Genomic DNA, 20,647 nt, shown 5'->3' with positions numbered 1-20,647 from the left:
GGCGCGCTCAGCCCCGCGTTCAGCGCGGAGTGAAAAGGGAACCGGCGCTGCCGCAAACGTGGAATACCTCACAGTCTGCGACTAGGCTTGATACTCGTGCGCCCCCTCCTCCGCTTCTGGCCCGATCTCCGCTCCCGCATCGGCGTGTACATCCTCGTGCTCGTCCTCACTCTCCTGGCCAACGGCATCCAACTCGTCGTGCCGATGATCACCGGCTACATCATCGACGGACCGATCGCGCACCGTGATCTGTCGGCCCTGTGGCTGCCCGTGCTCGGAGTCCTGGCCATCGGCGTCGCCGAGGCGGTGGGCATGTGGGCCCGTCGGATGATCGTCGCGCCCGTGGTCTCGGGCTGGGAGATCATGTGGCGCTCCCGTCTCTTCGATCGCCTGCAGTACACCTCGGTGGCGATCCACGACTCCTGGGAATCGGGTCAGCTCCTCTCCCGCGCGGTCAACGACCTCTCGCAGATGCGCCGCTTCTTCGCGTTCGGGCTGCCCTTCCTCCTGTCGACGCCGATCGTCATCCTCGTCGGCACTGTCATGCTCTCGATCCTGCAGCCGGTCTTCGGCCTCATCATGATCGCGATGGCCGTGCCGACGATCGTGTCGGTGTCGATCTTCGAACGCAGGTACCGGGAGACCTCGCGGCGGTCTCAGGACACGATCGGTGAGATCACGACAGAGGTCGAGGAGTCCATCCAGGGCATCCGCATCCTCAAATCCTTCGGCCGCTCCCCCTGGGCCGCCGAACGGTTCTCCCTCGTGTCGCAGAAGTTCAAAGGTCTCGAGATCCGCAAGGCCAAACTCGACTCCTGGTTCTGGAGCGTCCTGCTGCTTCTGCCGACCCTGGCGCAGGCCGCCATCGTCGGCGTGGGCACCTGGGGCGTCGTCCAGGGCTGGACGACCATCGGCACCGTCGTCGCCGGTGTGACCATCTCGATGGTGCTGCGGATGCCGATCGAGATGCTCGGCTTCCTGCTTGCCGATGCGCTCATGTCGCTGACCGCGGCGACACGGTACTGGGAGGTCATCGACATCCGGCATGACATCACCGACACCGACGGCAGCGTCGACGACGATCCCGATGTCGGATCCTATCGCGGAGCGCTCGAATTCGATTCCGTCGACTTCCACTTCGCCGACACCGACCGTCTCACTCTGCACGGCCTCGATCTGCGCATCGAACCGGGACAGACGCTGGCACTTGTCGGCGCCACCGGTTCGGGCAAGACGACGCTGGCTTCGCTGGTTCCCCGACTCCAGGACGTCACCGCCGGCGCGGTGCGCATCGACGGGGTCGACATCCGGGACATGCCGGTCAATGAGCTCCGTCATCTCGTGTCGGTGTCCTTCGAGGATCCGATCCTGTTCTCGGCCTCGGTGGCCGAGAACGTGGAGATGGGGGCTCCCGGCTCGGACGAGGACGAGATCTGGACGGCTCTGGAGATCGCCTCGGCGAAGGACTTCGTCTCCCGACTGCCCGAGGGCCTGGGCACTCGGGTCGGTGAACAGGGCCTGTCCCTGTCCGGCGGTCAGCGGCAGCGCTTGGCGCTGGCGCGTGCGGTCATCGGTCGTCCCCGCATCCTCGTCCTCGACGATCCGCTCTCGGCCGTCGACGTCGACACCGAGGACCGGGTGCAGAGGGCCCTGCGCGAGATCCTGCCCGATTCGACGACGCTCATCATCGCCCACCGTCCCTCGACCGCGGCCTTGGCCGATGTCGTCGCCGTGCTCGACGAAGGCAGGATCGCGGCCCTGGGCACCCACGAGCAGCTGCTCGAATCATCACCTCTCTACCGGGAGCTGATGGGAGCGAGCGCGAAGGCCGAAGCACATACGACAGACGCACACAGCTGGGAAGGAGGCCGCCGATGAGCATTCCCCGCCTCGATCGCGACGACGAAGTCGACGAACTGCCGCCGGACATCGCCGCGAAGGCTCGCGCCCTGCTCAAGTCCCTGGTCCGGCCGCACCTGGCGATGGCGATCTTCCTCGCCCTCATCGTCGTCCTCACCGCGCTCATGCTCGTCATCGGGCCGGTCTTCATCGCCGATGCCCTCGACCAGGGCATCCCCCGCGCCGTCGACGGCGACACCGGGCCGCTCATCACGGCGGTCTCCCTGTTCATCGCCTCGGCCGTGGCTTCGGCGGTGCTCGCCTTCACCTCCACCCGCCTCGTCGGGATCACCGCGCAGAAGATCCTCTTCACCCTGCGGGAGAGGGTCTTCACACACGTGCAGCGACTCGACCTGGGCTATCACGAGAAGTCGACCTCGGGGCGCCTCGTCTCCCGCCAGACCTCGGACATGGAATCCGTGCAGCAGTTCCTGTCCTATTCGCTCTTCGATACGGCCCTGGCGCTGCTGCAGATGATCTTCATCGCCGTCACCCTCATCGTCCTCGACATCCCGCTGGCCATCGTCGTCTTCGCCGGGTTCATCCCGCTGTTCTTCATCACGAAAGCCGCACATTCGACCCAGCGCAACGCCTATCGGCGGACCCGGACCTCGATCGCCAAGGTCATCGTCCACTTCGTCGAGACGATGGGCGGGATCCGCGCGGTCCAGGCCTATCGGCGTCAGCCCGAACGACGCGGGACGCTGAGCGATCAGGATTCGCGCTACCGCGATGCCAACACCGATGCCCTGCGCGGGGTGGCCTGGTTCGCCGGATGGACTCGGCTCATCGGCAACGTCACCCAGACCGTCATCATCGTCGTCGGTGCCTGGCTCGTCATCGAAGGCTGGACCCAGATCGGTGTGCTCGCCGCGTTCATCCTCTATCTGCGACGGTTCTACGGCCCGCTCGACGAACTCGTGCAGGCGTTCAACCTCTATCAGTCCGCCTCGGCGGCGCTGGAGAAGATCGCGGCCGTACTCGACACCGACCCCGAAGTGATCCCACCCTCCCAGCCCCGCTCACTGCCCGCGCGGGACAGCGGCCAGGCCAGCGGCCGCTCGGTCGATCTCACTCATGTGCGCTTCTCCTACGGCGACGGGCCCGATGTGCTGCCCCGCTTCGATCTGCGCATTCCGGCGGGCCAGATCGTCGCCCTCGTCGGCGCCACGGGGGCGGGCAAGTCGACCCTGGTCAAGCTCGTCACCCGGTTCTACGATCCCACCGAGGGCCGAATCACCATCGACGAGGTGGACCTGCGCGACCTCGATGACGCGCAGCTGCGATCACACGTCGTCATGGTCACCCAGGAGTCCTTCCTCTTCGCCGGCACCATCGCCGACAACATCAGGATCGGCAACCCCGAAGCCGGTGATGATGAGGTCATCGCCGCAGCGAAGGCGGTGGGACTGGACGGGTTCATCCGCCGCCTGCCCGAAGGCTATGCCACGGATGTCAAGAAGCGCGGCGGCCGGCTGAGTTCGGGTCAGCGTCAGCTCGTGTCCTTCGCCCGAGTCTTCCTCGCCGACCCGGATGTCGTTGTCCTCGACGAGGCGACCGCCCATCTCGACATCCCCTCGGAGAGGCTGGTGCAGAACGCTCTGGCCACCGTGCTCGAGGGCCGGACCGCGATCATCATCGCCCACCGCCTCTCGACCGTCGAGATCGCCGACCGCGTGCTCGTCATGGATGCCGGACGGATCATCGAAGACGGAACCCCGGCCGACCTCATCGCCGGCACGGGCAAGTTCGCGCAGCTGCACCGGGCCTGGAAGGACTCGCTGGTGTGATCGATTCTCCTGTTTCAGCAATGTATATTGCACATTGACAGGAAGTCGACGCGACGAGGAGGACGCATGGATGCCGATGTCGACGATCGTGAACGTCAGATCATCACTGATGCCATTGCCCGCGGCTATACGGTGGCCCAGTGGATCGCCTGCGTCATCTGTCTGGTGTTCATCGCCTCGGGCCTGTGGTGGGCCGGCATCCTCGTGCTCGTCGGCACGCTGTTCGAACTCCCCCGCAGAGCGACACAGCGCTATGTACGCAAACGCGGTGTCGATCTGAGCATTCCGCCCGGTAAGGAAGTCGAGAAGACGTCGCTGTCGGGCTTGGCGTTCGGGCTCATCTTCATTCCCCTCGTCTGCGGACTGATCATCGCCGAAGGGAGGCTCGGACACCCCCTGCTGCCCTGGTCCTGGCGGGCGGGGTTCGACGGTTCGGACATCTTTACGCTCATACCCTTCATCTTCCTCGGACTCGTCGTCACCATCTCATGGTTCGTCCACCGACGCAGGGAATCCCGGAAGGTCGATCATGCTCCGTCCCGGTGAGCCTGGGGGATGTGGACGAGCGGCCAGCGCGATCACTCGCGGATGAGGGGAACGAAGCGGTACCGACCGTGCCCCGTGATCGCGATGTCATCGACGTCGACTCCGGTGCGCGTGACCTTGAGCATCTCCCCCTGTACAGGGATGACCATGATGCCGCCGATCTCCAGCTGAGCAACCAGCTGGACGGGCATCTCCTCGGCACCGGCCGAGACGAGGATCCTGTCGAACGGAGCGGCATCGGGCAGCCCGAGCACCCCTGACCTCGCCTCATGAATGTCGACCGCAGCGAGTCCTCCCTCGATTCGTCGAGCGCTCTCCTGCTCGAATCCTCCGATCACCGCTTGCGAGGACTCGACGAGTCCACGGTGCCTTTCGACACCGTTCACCTGCCCCTCCTCCCCGACGAGCACTGCCAGCAGCGCCGTCGTCCACCCCGAGCCGGAACCGAGGTCGAGGACCCGATCGCCGCGGCGGACTTCGAGGAGTTCGAGCATATCGGCGACCGTGCTCGGTTGGGAGTTCGTCTGACCGTGGCCGATCGCCAAGGGCACGTTGCTGGCCGAGTGCCTCCGTTCGGCTGCGGGCAGAAAATGGGCACGCGGCACCGCCTCGAACGCCTCGGTCACCGACAGTCGCCTGCGATCGTCGGCCATCGTCGCCTCCTGTCCGGGTGTATGACGGCGGGTGTCGCCCTCTTCGGCAGTCTGCGGCGAGCGCCCGCAGATTTCAAGACCCGCGCCGGACCCGCAGGAGACTCTGTGGGGCCACCGAGTATCGTTGACCCGTGACGATTACCGAACTGGACCGCGCGAAGTCCCTCATCACCTCGATCCCCGACCATCCTGAGCCGGGAGTGAACTTCCGCGATATCTCACCGCTCATCGCCGACGGTCCCGCGCTGCGGGCCGTCACCGAGGCGCTCATCGCACCCTTCGCCGGGCAGTTCGACTTCGTCGGCGGGCTCGAGGCCCGTGGGTTCCTCTTCGCCGGCACGATCGCGGCCATGACCGGCGTCGGCATCCTGCCCATCCGCAAAGCCGGCAAACTCCCGAAGCCCGCCGCTGCAGCCTCCTACTCACTCGAATACGGCACCGCCACGATCGAAGCACCGGATGTGCTGGGAGAGGGCGCACGCGTCCTCCTCGTCGACGACATCCTCGCCACCGGAGGAACACTGAGCGCGGCTCAGGCACTCGTGGCCGACCTCGGCGCCGAGGTCATCGGTTCGGCAGTCGTACTCGAACTGACCGGCCTCGGCGGCAGAGAGCACGCGGGAGAGGTCCACGCCCTCTTCTCCGACTGAGGCGACTCGCCCGAGCCGCGAGCGACACCTGTCTCAGTCGACGCGGATGATGGTCTCGCCTGCGGCGATCGGACCGGCCTCGGCGATCGTCAGCGCCTGCGCATCGGCTTCGAGGACCACGACCGGCACGACCACGGACTTCCCTGCCTCACGTGATTCCGCGGTGTCCCAGACGATGACTTCCTCACCTTCCTGGATCTGCTGCCCCACCTCGGCGCACATGGTGAAACCCGCACCGGACAGGTGCACGGTGTCGATGCCGAGGTGGACGAGCACCCCCTGATCGGGTCGGTGGGAGATGACGAACGCATGAGGCTTGAGACTCGTCACCGTACCGGACACGGGGGCCGTGACCGTCAGCGTCGCGGCGTCTCCGGGATCGATGGCTGTCCCAGGGCCGACGAGCGCTTTCGCGAAGACGGGATCGGGGACTTCCGTCAAAGGGATCACCGTACCGGTGATGGGAGATGAGATCGTCACTGTCACTCTCGTCTTCCTGCCCTTCGTCGACTGCTGGATTCGTTCACCACTGGATCGGAGCTTTTCACCTAGACTGTCGTGTGTCAAAGGTCACAGACAAGGTTCGCTGTTGAACAAGGAGGGCGAGTACATGACTCAGCCCATGAGGTCTTCGATGTCGTCGACGAGGTTGTCGGCCTCCGGACCGACGACGACTTGGACCGCGCTGCCCTGGACCATGACCCCGAACGCGCCGGCGGCAGTGAGCGCCTGCTCGTCGACGAGTGCGTCATCGCCGACCTCGACACGCAGCCGAGTGATGCACGCTTCGATGTCGTCGATGTTGTCGGCGCCACCCAGGCCGGCGAGAATCTGCGCTGCTTTGTCCATATCTGTCACCTTCATCTCCGGCGCTGAAGCGCCGGCGTCGATTTCACATTCTGCGATCTGTGTCACAAGTCTACGGCGACTCGTGGCCGTGTCGCACGGCATCGACGAACCACCGGTCCTGTGCCGAGGGTCCGATCATCGATCGGACCCCGGCATCCGATCGACCCACCCCCGAGGAGGAATCCGATGACCACTGCATCCGCCGAGTCACCGAAGAAACGCAAGAGGACGGTGCCGGGATTCGCGCAACTTCAGCGCGTCGGCCGTTCTCTCATGCTCCCGATCGCGGTGCTGCCGGCCGCGGCCCTGCTGATGCGGTTCGGACAGCCGGACATGCTCGGTTCCGATGGTCTCGGCAAGTTCGCGGATTGGCTGCTGCCGGTGGCGACGGTCTTCGCCGCCGCCGGCTCCGCTCTGTTTGACAATCTGCCGCTGATCTTCGCCGTCGGTGTCGCCATCGGCTTCGCCAAGAAGGCCGACGGTTCCACGGCACTGGCTGCCGTCGTCGGCTATATGGTCCTCAACGGCGTCTTCACCGCGCTGGCTCCGGTCTTCGGCTCGGACAATGGTGAGGGTGAGAACGTCATCAACTACGGAGTGCTCGGCGGCATCGTCGTCGGTATCGTCACCGCGCTTCTCTATCAGCGCTACCACCGGATCAAACTTCCGACCTACCTCGGTTTCTTCGGCGGTCGCCGCTTCGTTCCGATCGTCACCGCGATCGCCTCGATGTTCATCGCTGTGATCATGGGCCTCATCTACCCTGTCTTCGACACTCTCATCAACAAGGGCGTGGGCGGCTTCCTCATGGAACACGGCGCCAACCCGGGCACTGGATTCGTCTTCGGCACCGTCAACCGACTCCTCATCCCATTCGGGCTTCATCACCTTCTCAACAATCTGCCGTGGTTCCAGTTGGGTTCGTGCACGAATTCCTCGGGAGACACCGTGCACGGCGACATCACGTGCTTCTTCTCCGGGGTGGACGGCACTGCAGATTGGACAGGATCGTTCATGACCGGCTTCTTCCCGATCATGATGTTCGCCCTGCCGGCCGCGGCCCTGGCGATCTATCGCACCGCCCATCCGAAGCGCCGCAAGGTCGTCGGCGGGATCATGCTCTCCGTGGCTCTCACCGCCTTCATCACCGGAATCACGGAACCGCTCGAATACGCATTCGCCTATGTCGCGTTCCCGCTCTACGCGGTCCATGCCGTGCTCACCGGTTCGTCGTTGGCGCTGGTGAATGCGCTCGGCATCAAATCCGGGTTCGGCTTCTCTGCCGGCGCTCTGGACTACCTGCTCAACCTGGGTCGCGCCTCCGAACTGTCAGGAGGCATCGGCCCCGTCCTCCTCCTGCTGGTCATCGGCCTGGCCTATGCCGTCGTGTACTACTTCCTCTTCCGCTGGGCGATCATCCGATTCAATCTGCACACACCCGGTCGCGAAGACGAAAACGAGAACGGCACCGAGGCTCCTTCCGTCTTCGATGAGGCTCAGGTCGCTGCCGAGGAGTCCACGGGCAAGAAGCGGGCTCAGGACGAAGGGCGAAGTTGACCTTCCGACGGCCGGCGTCGACTGCGCAGATCCGCGGCCCTGGACTCAGCCGCAGGTGTCATACTTTCCTCGCAGCTGATCGCGGACCGCGAGCGCACTGGGGGTGTAGTATTCGTCGGGCTCACGCTCCCACTTGCTGTCATGCACGTAGTCGCATCCTCCGACGCTCACGGTCGCTCCGGTCGCCAAACCGCTGCCGCTGTGAGTCGGTTGCCCTGCCGTCCACGAGAGCGTCCACGGGTGTGAGGTCCCGGCATCGATCCTGTCGATGATCGTCATCAGGCGCGGTGCCGCATCCGTTCCGGCCTCCAGACGCGCGGTCACAGAGTTGAGTCGGTCGTCGCTGATCTCAACCTTCTCCACTTCGGGAATACTCGGTCGAAGCACCCCGACCAACCTGTTCTGCTCCTGTGCGGAATAGGGGAACATCACGGTCCACGCGGCTTGCCGATGGGGTGCGACGGTGACCTGCACCCGGTCTCGTCCGACCACGTCTCGGACAGCGGAGACAGCGGTGTCAGCGTCGGCGCTCAAGCCCCGGACATCCAACGAGTCCGCTATGTCCGTGTCATTGCGGATCTGCCAGCTGAGATGGTCGGGATGCAGTGACGCGTTCAGCTTCTTCATCCCCACCAGCCGCGGCCGCAGCTGATCAGCATCGGGCACGCCTCGAATATCTGCTGTGAAGTCGTCGAACCTCAGCGTCAGCCCGCGACTGTAGTCTGCGAACTCTGATCCGACTTCGGCATTGAGCGCCGTTACGACATCGATGGCCTCGTTGTCAGCGGCGCCGGCCCCCATCCGGACTCGAAAGTCGAGCACCTGACCGGAATCGAACCCGTTCCGATAGGAGTGGTCGACGTCATCGACCCCGGACATGCCAGAGAGCACACCGGCGATCTCTTCGGCCCGGTCGCTGAGGTCGGGGGCCGGGAGGCATCCGACCAGGCCGAGGAGGATTGCCGTCACGGTGAGGGCAAGCGGTGTCTGCCGGGGTCGTCGTCTGCTTCGCTGCTGCATACCCTCAGCCTATTCTCACCGCTCTGGCCGGGCCGGAGCAGGCAGTGACAGTTCTGGCACATGACTGCTTCACGCCTCACACCTGGGACGTGGCCATGGAATTCCACCGTCGACCTTGACGTTATAGGCTCGTGGCAAGACCACCACACAACCCGTGACGAAAGGCGGCACCATGACGGTTCCCACACTCACCCTCAACGACGGCAAGACGATCCCGCAGTTGGGCTTCGGTGTCTTCAAGGTCGACCCCGAGGAGACCGAGCGCATCGTCACCGATGCCCTCGAAGTCGGCTACCGCCACATCGACACGGCTGCCATCTACGGCAATGAGGAGGGCGTGGGCCGAGCGATCGCGAAGTCCGGGATCGCCCGCGACGAGCTCTTCGTCACCACGAAGCTGTGGAACGACCGCCACGGTGCCGAAGAGTCCAAGCGGGCGCTGGGCGAGAGCCTCGAAAAGCTCGGCCTCGACCACGTCGACCTCTACCTCATCCACTGGCCGACCCCGGAGAACAAGAACTCCGTCGAAACCTGGGAGGCCTTCCCCGCCTACCGCGACCAGGGGCTGACCACCTCGATCGGCGTATCGAACTTCGACCACCGCTACCTTCCGGAGATCCTCGACACCGGCATCATCCCGGCTGTCGACCAGATCGAGTGCCACCCGCAGTTCCAGCAGGTCGACACTCGTCCCGTGCTGGCAGCCAATGACATCAGGATCGAAGCCTGGGGACCGCTGGGCCAGGGCCAGGTCGACTACGCGAACACCGTCATCGGTGAGATCGCCGCGGCCCACGACAAGTCCTGGGCCCAGACCATCATCCGCTGGCACCTGCAGAAGGGCCACATCCTCTTCCCGAAGTCGAACAACCGCGACCGGATGGCGCAGAACTTCGACGTCTTCGACTTCGAGCTCAGCGATTCCGAGATCGCGTCGATCGATGCGCTGGAGAACGGCGGCCGCGTCTCTGCCGATCCCGCCGAGGTCAACTGACACTGTCCTGACAGGCCGGCCCTCACCGAGGCGGACCGCCCCTTGGCAGGGCCCGCCGGGCAATGCGGAAGCCGCCGGAGAGTTCCGACTCTCCGGCGGCTTCGTCGTCGTCAGCGGCTGGGGTCTCTAGCCGAGGACGCGGATCGGCTCGCCTGCGGCCCAGGCTTCGATGTCCTCAACTGCCTGAGTGAAGAAGATCCGGTACGTGTCCTCGGTGACATAGCCGAGATGCGGGGTGAGCACCGTGCGCGGGGTGCTGCGCAGACGGTGGCCGACCGGCAGTGGTTCGAGGTCATGGACGTCGAGTCCCGCGCCGCGGATCCGTCCCGCCTCCAGTGCCGCGATGAGCGCGTCGGTGTCGACGAGTCCCGCCCGGGAGGTGTTGACGAGGATGCTGTCTGGTTTCATGAGTTGAAGCTCGGCTGCCGAGACCAGAGCACGGCTGCGCTCACTGAGCTTGTAATGGATCGTGACGACGTCGGCGGTCGAGAACAGTTCCTCCCTGCTCACCGCTCGCACCCCCAGTGCTGCGGCCCGTTCGGCCTCGAGATTCTGGCTCCACGCCACGACGTCCATCCCGAAGGCCGCACCCACCCTGGCCACCTTCGTTCCCAGCCGGCCCAGACCGACGACGCCGAGGCGGTGTCCGTCGAGGTCTCCCCCGACGCTCGTCTGCCAGCCTCCGCTGCGGACCGAGGCGTCCTCGGCCGGGATGCTGCGCAGAACGGAGAGGATGAGTCCCCAGGTCAGCTCCGGCGTCGCCGAGGTGGTCGACTCGGTTCCGCAGACCACGATCCCCTGCGTATGCGCCGCCTCCACATCGATGGAGGCATTCACCCGCCCCGTGGTCACGAGCAGCCGCAGATCCGGCAGTCGTGCCAGTCGGCCGGCCGTGAACGCGGTTCTCTCCCGCATCGCCACGACCACCTCGGCGCCGGTGAGCACCTTGACCAGGTCATCGTCGTCGACGATGGGACGGTGGACGAACTCGACCTCGGAGTCAAGACGGGACCAGTCCGCGAAATCCGCGGCCACCTGCTGATAGTCATCGAGTACGACGATGCGCATGTCATTCCCCTCGGTCTGTCCGCGAGTCCGTGCGACGACTGCGTCGCTCCATCACCATCTGAACAAATCCTCGTGCAGACACGATCAGCGCCCCGCAGCCGATACCCAGAGCACCAGCCGCAAGCCATGAACTGTAAGTCAGACCCGCGAAGATGAACCCAGCCACCGCGATGAGCCCAACCGGCCATGTCGGCAGATTTCGATGTTCCAGGACATCGCTCACCGCGACCGCGGCAACGGCCCCGATAGCCACGATGGCGACATCTATCCAAATCACGAGACTAATCATATCGTCAAATTTTTTAGGATGCCTTGCTGAAATTGTCCAAATGTCGGATACCCTGAATGTAGTACACGTCACATCTGATCACCGTCGACCACAAGGGTTCCACCTGGAATGAAGACTTTCCCCAACCTGAGCAAACGACAAAGGAGTCTCAGTGCTTAGGTTCATGTCCATCCGAACACTGACCTACCTGATTCTGGCATTCGTCGCCTCCAGCTTCGCCTACCTTCTGGCCGCCGGCCTGATGCATCCCGAAGCAATCCTCTACCCTCCCATCGCGAAGGAACCGGTCCCCCTCGAGACCGCGCAGCAGTACTTGGATGCTCGCAACATCAATCCGGATGTGCCGCTGTTCCAGCGGTATGCGAACTGGCTCGGCGGATTGGTCCGCGGTGACCTCGGCGTCACCACAGGCACCAATAAGGCGATGGTCCCGGTCTGGGAAGAGCTGCTCAACCGTGTGCCCATCAGCCTGCGCCTGGTGCTGCTCGGTACGATCATCGGAACCGTTCTCGGCGTCGCCCTCGGAATGGTCTCGGCTGTTCGCCGCCGCTCGATCGACGACCGGGCCTTCACCTTCGGTTCGTTTCTCATCCTGGCCCTTCCGACACCGGTGATCATCCTCATCGTCCAACAGATCAACCAAGGTGTCCTCGACCTCACCGGCTGGGGTCTGCCGGCTATCAACCCCATCAATCCTCTCCTCGAGCCCGGGTCATGGGACGCGATCTCCTATCAGATCAAGGCTCTGGTGATGCCGACGATCGTTCTCACCGCAACTGCCGCAGCTTCGTATTCCAGGTATATGAAAGTCACGGCCCTTGACGTGCTCGGCAGCGACTATCTGAGAACGGCTCGCGCGAAGGGGCTTCGCCGCGGCCAAGCGATGACACGCCACGGTCTGCGCATGGCTCTGATCCCCATGGGACAGTACTTCGCGTTTGCAGTCGGGGCGGCTTTCGCCGGCTCGCTGTTCGTTGAGCTCATGTTCAACTGGCAAGGCATCGGCCGCTTCGCCATTTCCTCGATTTCGCTGGCCGACGTGAACGGAACGGTGGGAGTTGTGCTCTACACAGCCGTACTGACCCTGCTGTCAGCAACCCTTGCAGATTTCCTGCAGGGCGTCCTCGATCCCCGGGTGAGGTGAGAGCATTGAGTAAAGAGAGTTCAGGAGTCTGGAACACGACGCTCGGTACACCAGATCCGACACATGTGCCAGATCCGGACCGGACCGACGAGAATGTTCACGTGCCGGCACCCCTCGGACGGACGGCTCTCATCCGACGCAGGTTCTTCCGCAGCTCGGGTGCCTGGATCGGACTGACGACCTTCGTGCTGCTGATCCTCGTCGCGATCTTCGCGCCGATGATCTACCAGTACGGGCCGTTCGAACGCGATCTCGCGAATTCACTGACCGGACCGACGCAGTACCATTGGTTCGGAGTCAACGAAAACGGACTCGACATCTTCGCCCGAACCATGCAGGGACTGAGGATCTCGCTGGTCATCGGTATCGGCACCGCCATCCTCACCTCGCTCCTCGCAGTACTCGTCGGCACCGTTGCCGGCTACGTCAGCAGCAAAGGAAAATGGGGCGCGATTGCCGACGGATTCCTCGTCAACCTGACGAACCTCTTCCTCGTCGTCCCCGCGCTTCTGCTGATGATGCTCTTCAGCCCGGCGCTCCAACAGGCATCATGGCTGTGGATGATCCCGCTGCTGTCTCTGTTCGCCTGGATGCTCACCGCTCGTGTCCTGCGCGCCATGACCCAGCAGCTGGTCAGGACCGAATACGTCGAAGCGGCCAAGTTCATGGGAGTCAATCCTGTCGTCAACATCCTGCGTCACATCATTCCCAATATCGCCAGCTGGATCATCATCGACACGACGCTCGGCGTCAGTGCTGCGATCCTCGGCGAAACCGGTCTGTCGTTCATCGGCTTCGGCATTCAGTACCCGCAGGTCTCGCTGGGAACTGTGCTCCAGGACTACAACATCTCAGCTCCGTACACCTGGATCCCGCCCGCAATGGTGCTCGCGGCGCTCGTCATCTCCATCAACATGATGGGCGAGGCGCTGCGAGACGCCCTCGACCCGACCAGCGATTCCAGCAGACTCTGAGGCCGATGACAATGACTGACACTGTGCTCACAGTGAACGATCTGAGCGTATCGTTCCCGTCCGAAACCAACACCGTTCATGCGGTCCAGAACCTGTCCTACGAGGTCAGGAAGGGCGAGGCCCTGGCGATCGTCGGGGAATCCGGTTCGGGCAAATCCGTCAGTTCGCTGGCCGTGATGGGGCTGCTGCCGGTCAACGCGAGCGTCTCTGGTCGCATCGACCTGCTCGGCCGCAACATGTTCGAGCTCAATGACAGACAACTGTCCACCCTCCGCGGAAACACGGTTTCGATGGTGTTCCAGGACCCATTGTCGGCTTTGACTCCCGTCTACGAAGTCGGTCGACAGATCTCCGAGGTCGTTCGGATCCATCACCCCGAGGTATCACAAGCCAAAGCTGATGCGCGCTCGGTCGAACTCCTCGACTCTGTCGGCATCCCGGATCCGAGCAGGCGCGCCAAACAGTATCCGCACGAGTACTCCGGCGGAATGCGGCAACGAGCCATGATCGCCATGGCGATCGCCAATGAACCCGAACTCATCATCGCCGACGAACCGACAACCGCCCTGGACGTCACTATCCAGGCGCAGGTGATGGACCTGCTCAAGTCGGCACAGGAAATGCTTGGTGCCGCCACCGTTCTCATCACGCATGACATGGGCGTGGTGGCCGGGTTCGCCGACCGCGTCTTGGTCATGAAGGAATCGCGGATGGTTGAGGAAGGGGATGTCGAGGAGATCTTCTACAGACCCAGGGAGAAGTACACCCGAGATCTCTTGGCCGCAGTGCCGCGTATCGATCTCGACGATCCGAGCGAATCGAAGAGCATCGCGGGTTCGGCGATGGCCAAAGTTGCTGAGGTCTCCGAGACCCTCCTCCCTCGGGAGAAGCGTCCCGTCGTCCTCGAGGTGACCGACCTCGAACGCATCTTCCCTATCACCAAGGGTGCGCTCATCCGTAAGAAGATCGGCGAGCAACGGGCCGTAGACGGCATTTCGTTCGACATCCGTGAAGGCGAATGCCTTGCTCTGGTCGGTGAATCCGGATCGGGTAAGACCACTACCCTGCTGGAGATCATGCAGCTGCGCAAGCCGCAGAAGGGCACGATCAGGATCAACGGCAAAGACACTTCTTCGCTCACTCGCGCAGACCGAGCGACGATGCGCAGCGACGTGACGGTAGTGTTCCAAGACCCGATGGCGGCACTGGATCCGAGGATGCCGATCAGCGACATCCTCAAGGAGCCGATGCAGGTTCAGGGGTACAGCAAGGAACGTATGAATGAGCGGGTCGATTGGCTGCTGACGACCGTCGGCCTCACGCCCGAACATGCTTCTCGGTATCCGGCCCAGTTCTCCGGCGGTCAGCGACAGCGTGTGGGGGTGGCTCGCGCACTGGCCTGCGAGCCGAAACTCATCGTTCTCGACGAGCCGACCAGCGCCCTGGACGTCACTGTTCAGGCCGGAGTGCTGAAGATGCTTGCCGACCTCAGGTCCCGATTGGGCGTGAGCTTCCTATTCGTCTCCCACGATCTGTCGGTCGTCCGTCACATCTCCGACCGCATCGCGGTGATGAAGTCCGGAAAGCTGGTCGAAATAGGAGACACCGCAAACGTCTTCGACGACCCGCGGCACGCGTACAGCCGCGAGCTGCTTGCTGCAGTTCCGATCCCTGATCCGGCCAAGGCCCGGGCTCACCGCAGCACCACGATCGATGCCGAGGCGTTCTCCGGTTTTGGTGAGTCCCGATGACGAGAGAACTCATCGCTCTTGCCGGCTGTCACTCGCCCCCGGCCGTTCGACTGCGCGCCCGAACCGTAAAGGAGCATCCAACAAGCAACGTCTCAAGAGCTTGACCACCATGTGAGTTCGTGGTGAGGACACCACCGGCTCAGCTTCTCAGCCCCGCACCGGCCGAATACCGTCGCAAGGCGGCGGCCTCGAAATCAAAGGAGATGCAGAAAATGATTCTCAGAAAGAAGTTCACCTGCGGAGTCGCCGCCATGGCAATCGCGGGTCTCGCGCTGGCAGGGTGTTCTCAAGCACCCGAAGGCGGCGGCAAGGACGGCGATGACAATGCGCTCGACGCCAGCGCCAATGAGATCAATGCGAAAGACCGCGGTGAGGTCGGCGACGGAGGCGACCTGCGACTGACGAACAATGCGTTCCCCGCGAACTGGAACATCCTCAATCTCGACGGATACGAGACCAATACCAACGACATGATGGATATGATCTATCCCGATCTGTACAGCTACACGGCCGATGGCGAGGTCGTCCCGAACAAGAACTACACGAAACGCCTCGACGTGGTCTCCGAGGATCCTCTCGTCGTCGAGATCGAACTCAACGAGGGTATGAAGTGGTCGGACGGCACTCCGATCGACTACAAGTCCATTGAAAATGTCTTCAAGACGATGGACGGGTCGAAGGAGGACTACAATATCGTGTCCTCCGAGGGCTATGACCAGGTCAAGAAGATCGAGAAAGGCGACAACGACCTCACTGCCAGGGTGACGTTCAAAGAACCTTACGCGGACTGGAAGGGGCTGGCCGACGTTGCCCCCGACTCTCTCGTCAAGGATGCAAAGACCTTCAACGATGCGTGGGTCGATGGTCCGAAGGTCACCGCAGGACCGTACAAGGTCAAGAAGATCGATTCGAAGAACAAGACCGTCCAGATGGAGCCCGATGACAACTGGTGGGGAGACAAGGCTCCCCTGGATTCTGTCCTCATCACCACGATCGAAGATCCTTCGGCAGCGGCCTCAAGCTTCCAGAACGGACAGCTCGATGCCATTGAGACCACGGTTCCTGCCCAATACTCTGTCGTCAAGCCGATGATCGACAATGGTGCCGAACTGCGCCGCGCATCAGCACCGGATTGGAGCCACATCACTCTCAACGGTGAAAAGGGCGGACCGTTGGCTGATGAGACTCTGCGCCAGGCGGTCTTCAAGACCCTCGACCGCAAGGAGATCTTCCTCTCGGTCAACTCGACGATGCCTTACCCGAAGGACACCGAGCAGCTCAACAACCGCATGCTCATGACCAATCAGAACGGGTACAAGGACACCTCTGACGGTCGCGCCGATGCTGACGCGGACGCCGCAAAGAAGATGCTCGAAGACGCCGGCTACGAGTACGACGACTCGGGCAAGGCGACGAAGGACGGCGAGCCGATCACACTCGAATACGTCTACAACGACGGTTCGAAGACGAACGAAGCAGTCCTGCCCGTTGTCCAGGAGAACCTCAAGGAGATCGGTGTCACAGTCAAGGAGCACAAGGTTCCGCCGACGGATCTCTTCGCCAAGTACATCGATCCCGGCAAGTACGATATGACGCTGTTCGGCTACTCAGGCAACCCGTTCCTCTCCAGCGGCGACTCGATCTGGAAGACCAATGGCGGCCAGAACTTCAGCAACATCGGTGATAAGGAAGTCGACAAGCTCCTCAACAAGGCAGCGACTTCCACCGATGAAGACGAGCGAGCAGATCTGATGAATCAGGCAGACGATAAGCTCTGGGACGTCGCCGGCGTCATCCCGCTGTGGCAGTCCTACGACTTCTTCGTCGTCAACCCCGACCTCGCCAACTACGGCGCCTTCGGCTTCGAAAGCCCCGACTGGACGAAGATCGGATACGTCAAGGGATCTGACAAGCTCAAGTGATCCTCAGGTGATTCTCGTCTGAGTGGCTGGGGCCGCTGCCGACAGGCAGCGGCCCCAGTTGCTTCCTCCGTTCCCTCTCCCTGCTTCGGCAGTGCCAACGGAAAACGCACAGAAGCGCCGAGGTGGCGCAGACGAATCGTCTGCGCCACCTCGGCGCTGGTGTTCGTTCTGCCGCGGACGACGGTCAGCGGCTGATCAGGACATGCTCAGAAGCAGACCGCGCCCTTCGACGCCGACTGCACGAGCTTCGCGTACTTGCCGAGCACACCGGTCAGGCGGTGGTTGTCCGGGATCGTCCAGGTCTTGCGACGTTCGGCGAGCACCTCCTCATCGACGTGGAGCTCGATGGAGCGAGCGGCGATGTCGACGGTGATTTGGTCCCCGTCCTCGACGAGTGCGATCGGGCCGCCGTCGACGGCCTCGGGAGCGATGTGGCCGATGCACAGACCGGTCGATCCTCCGGAGAATCGGCCGTCGGTGAGCAGCAGGACGTCCTTGCCGATTCCTGCGCCCTTGATGGCTCCGGTGATCGCGAGCATCTCGCGCATTCCGGGGCCGCCCTTGGGACCCTCATAGCGGATGACGACGACATCGCCCTTCTTCAGCTCACCGTTGAGCACGGCGTCCATGGCCGGCTTCTCCTGGTTGAACACGCGCGCCGTGCCTTCGAAGACGTCGGCGTCGAAGCCGGCCGACTTCACCACGGCACCTTCGGGTGCCAGCGATCCCTGCAGCACGGTGAGACCGCCGGTGGCGTGGATCGGATTGTTCAGGGCCCGCAGGATCTTCCCGTCCGGGTCCGGAGGGTTGATGGACTCGAGGTTCTCGGCCACGGTCTTGCCGGTCACCGTCATGCAGTCGCCGTTGAGCAGCCCGTTGTCGAGCAGGGCCTTCATGATCACGGGCACGCCGCCGATCTTGAAGACGTCGTTCATCACGTACTGGCCGAAGGGCTTGACGTTGCCCAGGTGCGGGACCTTATCGCCGATGCGGTTGAAGTCGTCGAGCTCGAGGGTGACACCGGCCTCGTGGGCGATGGCCAGCAGGTGGAGCACGGCATTGGTCGAGCCGCCGAAGGCCATGACCACGGCGATCGCATTGTGCAGCGATTCGCGCGTGATGATGTCCTTCGTCGTGATGCCGCGACGCAGCAGTTCGACGACGGCTTCGCCAGACTTCCGCGCGAACATCGTGCGGTTGCGGTGGATGGCCGGCGGGGCGGCCGAGCCGGGCAGCGACATGCCCATGGCTTCGGCCGCAGAGGCCATGGTGTTCGCCGTGTACATTCCGCCGCAGGCACCCTCACCGGGGCAGACGGCGCGCTCGATGGCGTCGACGTCACCTTGGGTGATCGTCCCCGCCCGGCAGGCGCCGACGGCTTCGAAGGCGTCGATGAGGGTGACTTCCTTCTCCGAGCCGTCCGAGAGCTTCGCCGTCCCCGGCATGATCGAACCGTTGTAGAGGAACACGCTGGACAGCCCGAGGCGGGCGGAGGCCATGAGCATTCCGGGAATCGACTTGTCGCAGCCGGCCATGAGGACCGAACCGTCGAGCCGCTCGGCACTCATCACCGTTTCGACGGAGTCGGTGATGACCTCGCGGGAGACCAGCGAGTAGTGCATGCCCTCATGGCCCATGGAGATGCCGTCGGAGACCGAGATGGTTCCGAACTCCAACGGGAAGCCGCCGGCCTCGTGGACACCTTCTTTGGAGGCCTGGCCGAGGCGCTGCAGCGACATATTGCAGGGCGTGATCTCGTTCCACGAGGTCGCGATGGCGATCTGGGGTTTGACCCAGTCGTCGTCGCCCATGCCGACGGCGCGCAGCATGCCGCGCGCAGCGGTGGCTTCGAGCCCATCGGTGACATCGCGGGAACGGGGTTTGATGTCGGGGGTGTTCGTGTTCGTATCGATGCTCATGCAGGCATGCTACGCCCGATTCCAGCATCCGCACGCCCGACTCTCGCATGGTGGAACCTCTCCTGGGCACCATGCGAGAGTCGGTCGCTCAGCCGACGATTCGACCCTGCTTAGGTCAGGCTCTCATGACCTATTGTCGGTGCCTCAGATCTTGACGAGGTTGACCGGTTTCTCACCGTCGTTGATCCGGCGGACCTGCTCGGCGAGGATCTTCACGACCCGCGGCTCGAAGGCCGAGGTGTCCCCGCCGACATGCGGAGTCACGAGCGTATTCGGCGTCCCCCACAACGGGTGATTCCGCGGCAGCGGCTCGGGGTCGGTGACGTCGAGAGCGGCGTGGAGGCGCCCGGTCGTCAGCTCGGCCACGAGAGCGTCGGTATCGACGACCTTGCCGCGGGCGACATTGACGATGAGCGCATTGTCGGGCAGCAGTCCGAGGAACTCGGCATCGACGAGGTGGTGCGTGCCCTCGTTGAGCGGGGTGATGAGCACGACCACCTCGGTGTGGGGAAGCAGCTGGGGCAGCTCATCGACGCCGTGGATCTTGCCGCGGTCGTCCTCACGCGCACTCGAGGCGACACGGGTGAGCTGAACTTCGAACGGGTCGAAGCGGTCGGCGATGGCCGAACCGATCTCGCCGACGCCGACGATCATCACCCGACGATCCTGCAGGGACCGGTACCGGTGATGCTCCCACGTCCGGGAGACCTGTGAGCGCACGGCGTCATCGATGCCGCGCAGGCTCGCCAGGGTCAGGGCGAGCGCGAGCTCGGCGGTTCCTCCGGTGTGCACTCCCGAGGCGGTCGCGACCTCGATGCCGCGCTCGGGCAGATGCGCCACGGGGTCGTAACCGGTCGTCTGGGTGATGACGAGCCGCAGGTTCGTCAGCTCGTCGAGCATCTCGATGGTCGGGCCGGAATTCAGATACGGCAGGACGACGACGTCGACGTCATCGTGGCTGAGCTTCGGCGAACGCTCGGCATCGGAGAAGACGACGAGGTCGACATTGGCCCGTTGGTGGGCGGGGATCTGGGCGATCACCCGGTTGCGGAGCTCGGAATTCGGGAATGCGATCGTGGTGATGGACATGCCCTCATTCTGACACGCCGCCCGAACCGGCGCCGAGACCTTCATCACTCTGAGATGACCGGCCTCGTCACTCAGGCAGAGCGCGTCCGATCCGCGCGAACACCGACTGGAGGACCTCAAGCTCCTCATCGCTGACATGCTCGAAGAAGATCTCGTCGACATAGTCCTTGTGCTGCGATCCGGCGGCGAGGAACGCCTGCGCCCCGGCCTCGGTGAGCGCCACATTGTGGGCACGCCCGTCCTCGGGACACGGAGTCTTCGTCACCAGCCCCGAGTCTTCGAGGACCTTGATCCGGTAGTTCAGTCGCGACGGCGAGAACACGAGTTTCCTGGCCAGGGCACTCATCGTCAGCGTCCGCTCGGGCGCCTCCCACAGCAGGAGGAGCGTGTTGTAGTCACTGACGGTCAGACCCGCATCGTTCTTCAGCTGCGCCTCGAGGGCCTGGCGGACCCGCTGCGATGTCTCGAAGTAGGTCCGCCAGGCGTTCTGCGCCAGGGTCTCCCGGCCGAGGCCGAATCTGATCTCGGTCATT

18 protein-coding genes are annotated in these 20,647 nt (G+C 63.6%); 10 read left to right on the top strand and 8 right to left on the bottom strand.

Features of this window, described 5'->3' with window-relative positions:
- The first annotated feature begins 96 nt into the window (after positions 1-96).
- From ACQE2J_RS07145 to ACQE2J_RS07135, 3 genes are all read left to right on the top strand, one after another.
- Positions 97-1,878 (top strand): ABC transporter ATP-binding protein, encoded by a 1,782-nt coding sequence (locus ACQE2J_RS07145; RefSeq protein ID WP_346763085.1) that lies wholly within the window; start codon positions 97-99, stop codon positions 1,876-1,878.
- Positions 1,875-3,689, top strand: coding sequence for an ABC transporter ATP-binding protein (locus ACQE2J_RS07140; protein ID WP_426937370.1), 1,815 nt, complete (start codon positions 1,875-1,877; stop codon positions 3,687-3,689). Before ACQE2J_RS07145 ends, ACQE2J_RS07140 begins: the two co-directional genes overlap by 4 nt.
- Positions 3,690-3,755: 66 nt before the next feature.
- Complete coding sequence (locus ACQE2J_RS07135; protein ID WP_426937369.1) at positions 3,756-4,235, top strand: hypothetical protein; 480 nt, start codon at positions 3,756-3,758, stop codon at positions 4,233-4,235.
- A gap of 32 nt (positions 4,236-4,267) precedes the next feature.
- Here ACQE2J_RS07135 and ACQE2J_RS07130 read toward each other — a convergent pair whose 3' ends face one another.
- On the bottom strand, positions 4,268-4,888 hold the full coding sequence (locus ACQE2J_RS07130; RefSeq protein WP_426937368.1) for a protein-L-isoaspartate O-methyltransferase family protein: 621 nt from the start codon (positions 4,886-4,888) through the stop codon (positions 4,268-4,270).
- Positions 4,889-5,019: 131 nt separating this feature from the next.
- Between ACQE2J_RS07130 and ACQE2J_RS07125 the strand changes: the two genes are divergently transcribed.
- Positions 5,020-5,538: an adenine phosphoribosyltransferase gene (locus ACQE2J_RS07125; RefSeq protein ID WP_426937367.1), complete on the top strand. Its 519-nt coding sequence runs from the start codon at positions 5,020-5,022 to the stop codon at positions 5,536-5,538.
- Positions 5,539-5,571: 33 nt separating this feature from the next.
- Here ACQE2J_RS07125 and ACQE2J_RS07120 read toward each other — a convergent pair whose 3' ends face one another.
- Both ACQE2J_RS07120 and ACQE2J_RS07115 read right to left on the bottom strand, forming a co-directional pair.
- Positions 5,572-6,018, bottom strand: coding sequence for a PTS sugar transporter subunit IIA (locus tag ACQE2J_RS07120; RefSeq protein ID WP_426937366.1), 447 nt, complete (start codon positions 6,016-6,018; stop codon positions 5,572-5,574).
- 135 nt (positions 6,019-6,153) lie between these two features.
- Positions 6,154-6,489, bottom strand: a complete 336-nt coding sequence (locus tag ACQE2J_RS07115) for a glucose PTS transporter subunit EIIB (protein ID WP_426937365.1) — start codon at positions 6,487-6,489, stop codon at positions 6,154-6,156.
- Between the two features lie 84 nt (positions 6,490-6,573).
- On the opposite strand from ACQE2J_RS07115, the gene ACQE2J_RS07110 reads away from it, so the two are divergent.
- Complete coding sequence (locus ACQE2J_RS07110; RefSeq protein ID WP_426937364.1) at positions 6,574-7,944, top strand: PTS transporter subunit EIIC; 1,371 nt, start codon at positions 6,574-6,576, stop codon at positions 7,942-7,944.
- Positions 7,945-7,989: 45 nt separating this feature from the next.
- On the opposite strand, the gene ACQE2J_RS07105 is transcribed toward ACQE2J_RS07110, so the two are convergent.
- Positions 7,990-8,964: a hypothetical protein gene (locus tag ACQE2J_RS07105; protein WP_426937363.1), complete on the bottom strand. Its 975-nt coding sequence runs from the start codon at positions 8,962-8,964 to the stop codon at positions 7,990-7,992.
- Positions 8,965-9,136: 172 nt separating this feature from the next.
- On the opposite strand from ACQE2J_RS07105, the gene ACQE2J_RS07100 reads away from it, so the two are divergent.
- Positions 9,137-9,958, top strand: a complete 822-nt coding sequence (locus ACQE2J_RS07100; RefSeq protein ID WP_135539580.1) for an aldo/keto reductase — start codon at positions 9,137-9,139, stop codon at positions 9,956-9,958.
- A 126-nt stretch (positions 9,959-10,084) separates the two neighbouring features.
- Here the strand turns inward: ACQE2J_RS07100 and ACQE2J_RS07095 are convergent, their stop codons facing one another.
- On the bottom strand, positions 10,085-11,026 hold the full coding sequence (locus ACQE2J_RS07095; RefSeq protein ID WP_135539582.1) for a D-2-hydroxyacid dehydrogenase family protein: 942 nt from the start codon (positions 11,024-11,026) through the stop codon (positions 10,085-10,087).
- Positions 11,027-11,478: 452 nt separating this feature from the next.
- Here ACQE2J_RS07095 and ACQE2J_RS07090 point away from each other — a divergent pair, with 452 nt between their 5' ends.
- The 4 genes from ACQE2J_RS07090 to ACQE2J_RS07075 all read left to right on the top strand — a co-directional run bounded on the left by ACQE2J_RS07090 (position 11,479) and on the right by ACQE2J_RS07075 (position 17,106).
- A complete protein-coding gene (locus ACQE2J_RS07090) occupies positions 11,479-12,459 on the top strand; it encodes an ABC transporter permease (protein WP_135539584.1) in 981 nt (326 codons plus the stop codon).
- Positions 12,460-12,560: 101 nt separating this feature from the next.
- The gene (locus tag ACQE2J_RS07085) at positions 12,561-13,433 is read left to right on the top strand and encodes an ABC transporter permease (RefSeq protein ID WP_240689758.1); all 873 of its coding nucleotides are present in this window, start codon (positions 12,561-12,563) and stop codon (positions 13,431-13,433) included.
- A gap of 5 nt (positions 13,434-13,438) precedes the next feature.
- Positions 13,439-15,184 carry an ABC transporter ATP-binding protein gene (locus ACQE2J_RS07080; RefSeq protein ID WP_240689760.1) on the top strand — a complete coding sequence of 582 codons (1,746 nt, stop codon included), beginning with the start codon at positions 13,439-13,441 and terminating at the stop codon, positions 15,182-15,184.
- Between the two features lie 212 nt (positions 15,185-15,396).
- A complete protein-coding gene (locus tag ACQE2J_RS07075) occupies positions 15,397-17,106 on the top strand; it encodes an ABC transporter family substrate-binding protein (protein ID WP_135539588.1) in 1,710 nt (569 codons plus the stop codon).
- Positions 17,107-17,312: 206 nt separating this feature from the next.
- Here the strand turns inward: ACQE2J_RS07075 and ilvD are convergent, their stop codons facing one another.
- The 3 genes from ilvD to ACQE2J_RS07060 all read right to left on the bottom strand — a co-directional run bounded on the left by ilvD (position 17,313) and on the right by ACQE2J_RS07060 (position 20,646).
- Entirely contained in the window at positions 17,313-19,025 is a 1,713-nt protein-coding gene (gene ilvD, locus ACQE2J_RS07070; protein WP_426937362.1) for a dihydroxy-acid dehydratase, read from the bottom strand.
- Between the two features lie 144 nt (positions 19,026-19,169).
- Complete coding sequence (locus ACQE2J_RS07065) at positions 19,170-20,114, bottom strand: 2-hydroxyacid dehydrogenase (protein WP_135539591.1); 945 nt, start codon at positions 20,112-20,114, stop codon at positions 19,170-19,172.
- 67 nt (positions 20,115-20,181) lie between these two features.
- Positions 20,182-20,646 (bottom strand): MarR family winged helix-turn-helix transcriptional regulator, encoded by a 465-nt coding sequence (locus ACQE2J_RS07060; RefSeq protein ID WP_426937361.1) that lies wholly within the window; start codon positions 20,644-20,646, stop codon positions 20,182-20,184.
- Position 20,647 lies beyond the last annotated feature (1 nt).

The sequence above is a fragment of the Brevibacterium sp. LE-L genome, from assembly GCF_050214925.1.
Taxonomy (GTDB): domain Bacteria; phylum Actinomycetota; class Actinomycetes; order Actinomycetales; family Brevibacteriaceae; genus Brevibacterium.
The sequence above is the reverse complement of the archived record's forward strand: the minus strand, read 5'-3'. Positions and strand labels throughout refer to the sequence as shown.

Bases quoted from the DNA above. Each gene is read 5' to 3' on its own strand.
- ACQE2J_RS07140 (WP_426937370.1), top strand. From the start codon at position 1,875: ATGAGCATTCCCCGCCTCGATCGCGACGACGAAGTCGACGAACTGCCG.
- ACQE2J_RS07080 (WP_240689760.1), top strand. From the start codon at position 13,439: ATGACAATGACTGACACTGTGCTCACAGTGAACGATCTGAGCGTATCG.
- ACQE2J_RS07075 (WP_135539588.1), top strand. From the start codon at position 15,397: ATGATTCTCAGAAAGAAGTTCACCTGCGGAGTCGCCGCCATGGCAATC.
- ACQE2J_RS07065 (WP_135539591.1), bottom strand. From the start codon at position 20,114: ATGTCCATCACCACGATCGCATTCCCGAATTCCGAGCTCCGCAACCGG.
- ACQE2J_RS07105 (WP_426937363.1), bottom strand. From the start codon at position 8,964: ATGCAGCAGCGAAGCAGACGACGACCCCGGCAGACACCGCTTGCCCTC.
- ACQE2J_RS07095 (WP_135539582.1), bottom strand. From the start codon at position 11,026: ATGCGCATCGTCGTACTCGATGACTATCAGCAGGTGGCCGCGGATTTC.
- ACQE2J_RS07135 (WP_426937369.1), top strand. From the start codon at position 3,756: ATGGATGCCGATGTCGACGATCGTGAACGTCAGATCATCACTGATGCC.
- ACQE2J_RS07130 (WP_426937368.1), bottom strand. From the start codon at position 4,888: ATGGCCGACGATCGCAGGCGACTGTCGGTGACCGAGGCGTTCGAGGCG.
- ACQE2J_RS07060 (WP_426937361.1), bottom strand. From the start codon at position 20,646: ATGACCGAGATCAGATTCGGCCTCGGCCGGGAGACCCTGGCGCAGAAC.
- ACQE2J_RS07115 (WP_426937365.1), bottom strand. From the start codon at position 6,489: ATGCCGTGCGACACGGCCACGAGTCGCCGTAGACTTGTGACACAGATC.
- ACQE2J_RS07110 (WP_426937364.1), top strand. From the start codon at position 6,574: ATGACCACTGCATCCGCCGAGTCACCGAAGAAACGCAAGAGGACGGTG.
- ilvD (WP_426937362.1), bottom strand. From the start codon at position 19,025: ATGAGCATCGATACGAACACGAACACCCCCGACATCAAACCCCGTTCC.
- ACQE2J_RS07100 (WP_135539580.1), top strand. From the start codon at position 9,137: ATGACGGTTCCCACACTCACCCTCAACGACGGCAAGACGATCCCGCAG.
- ACQE2J_RS07090 (WP_135539584.1), top strand. From the start codon at position 11,479: ATGTCCATCCGAACACTGACCTACCTGATTCTGGCATTCGTCGCCTCC.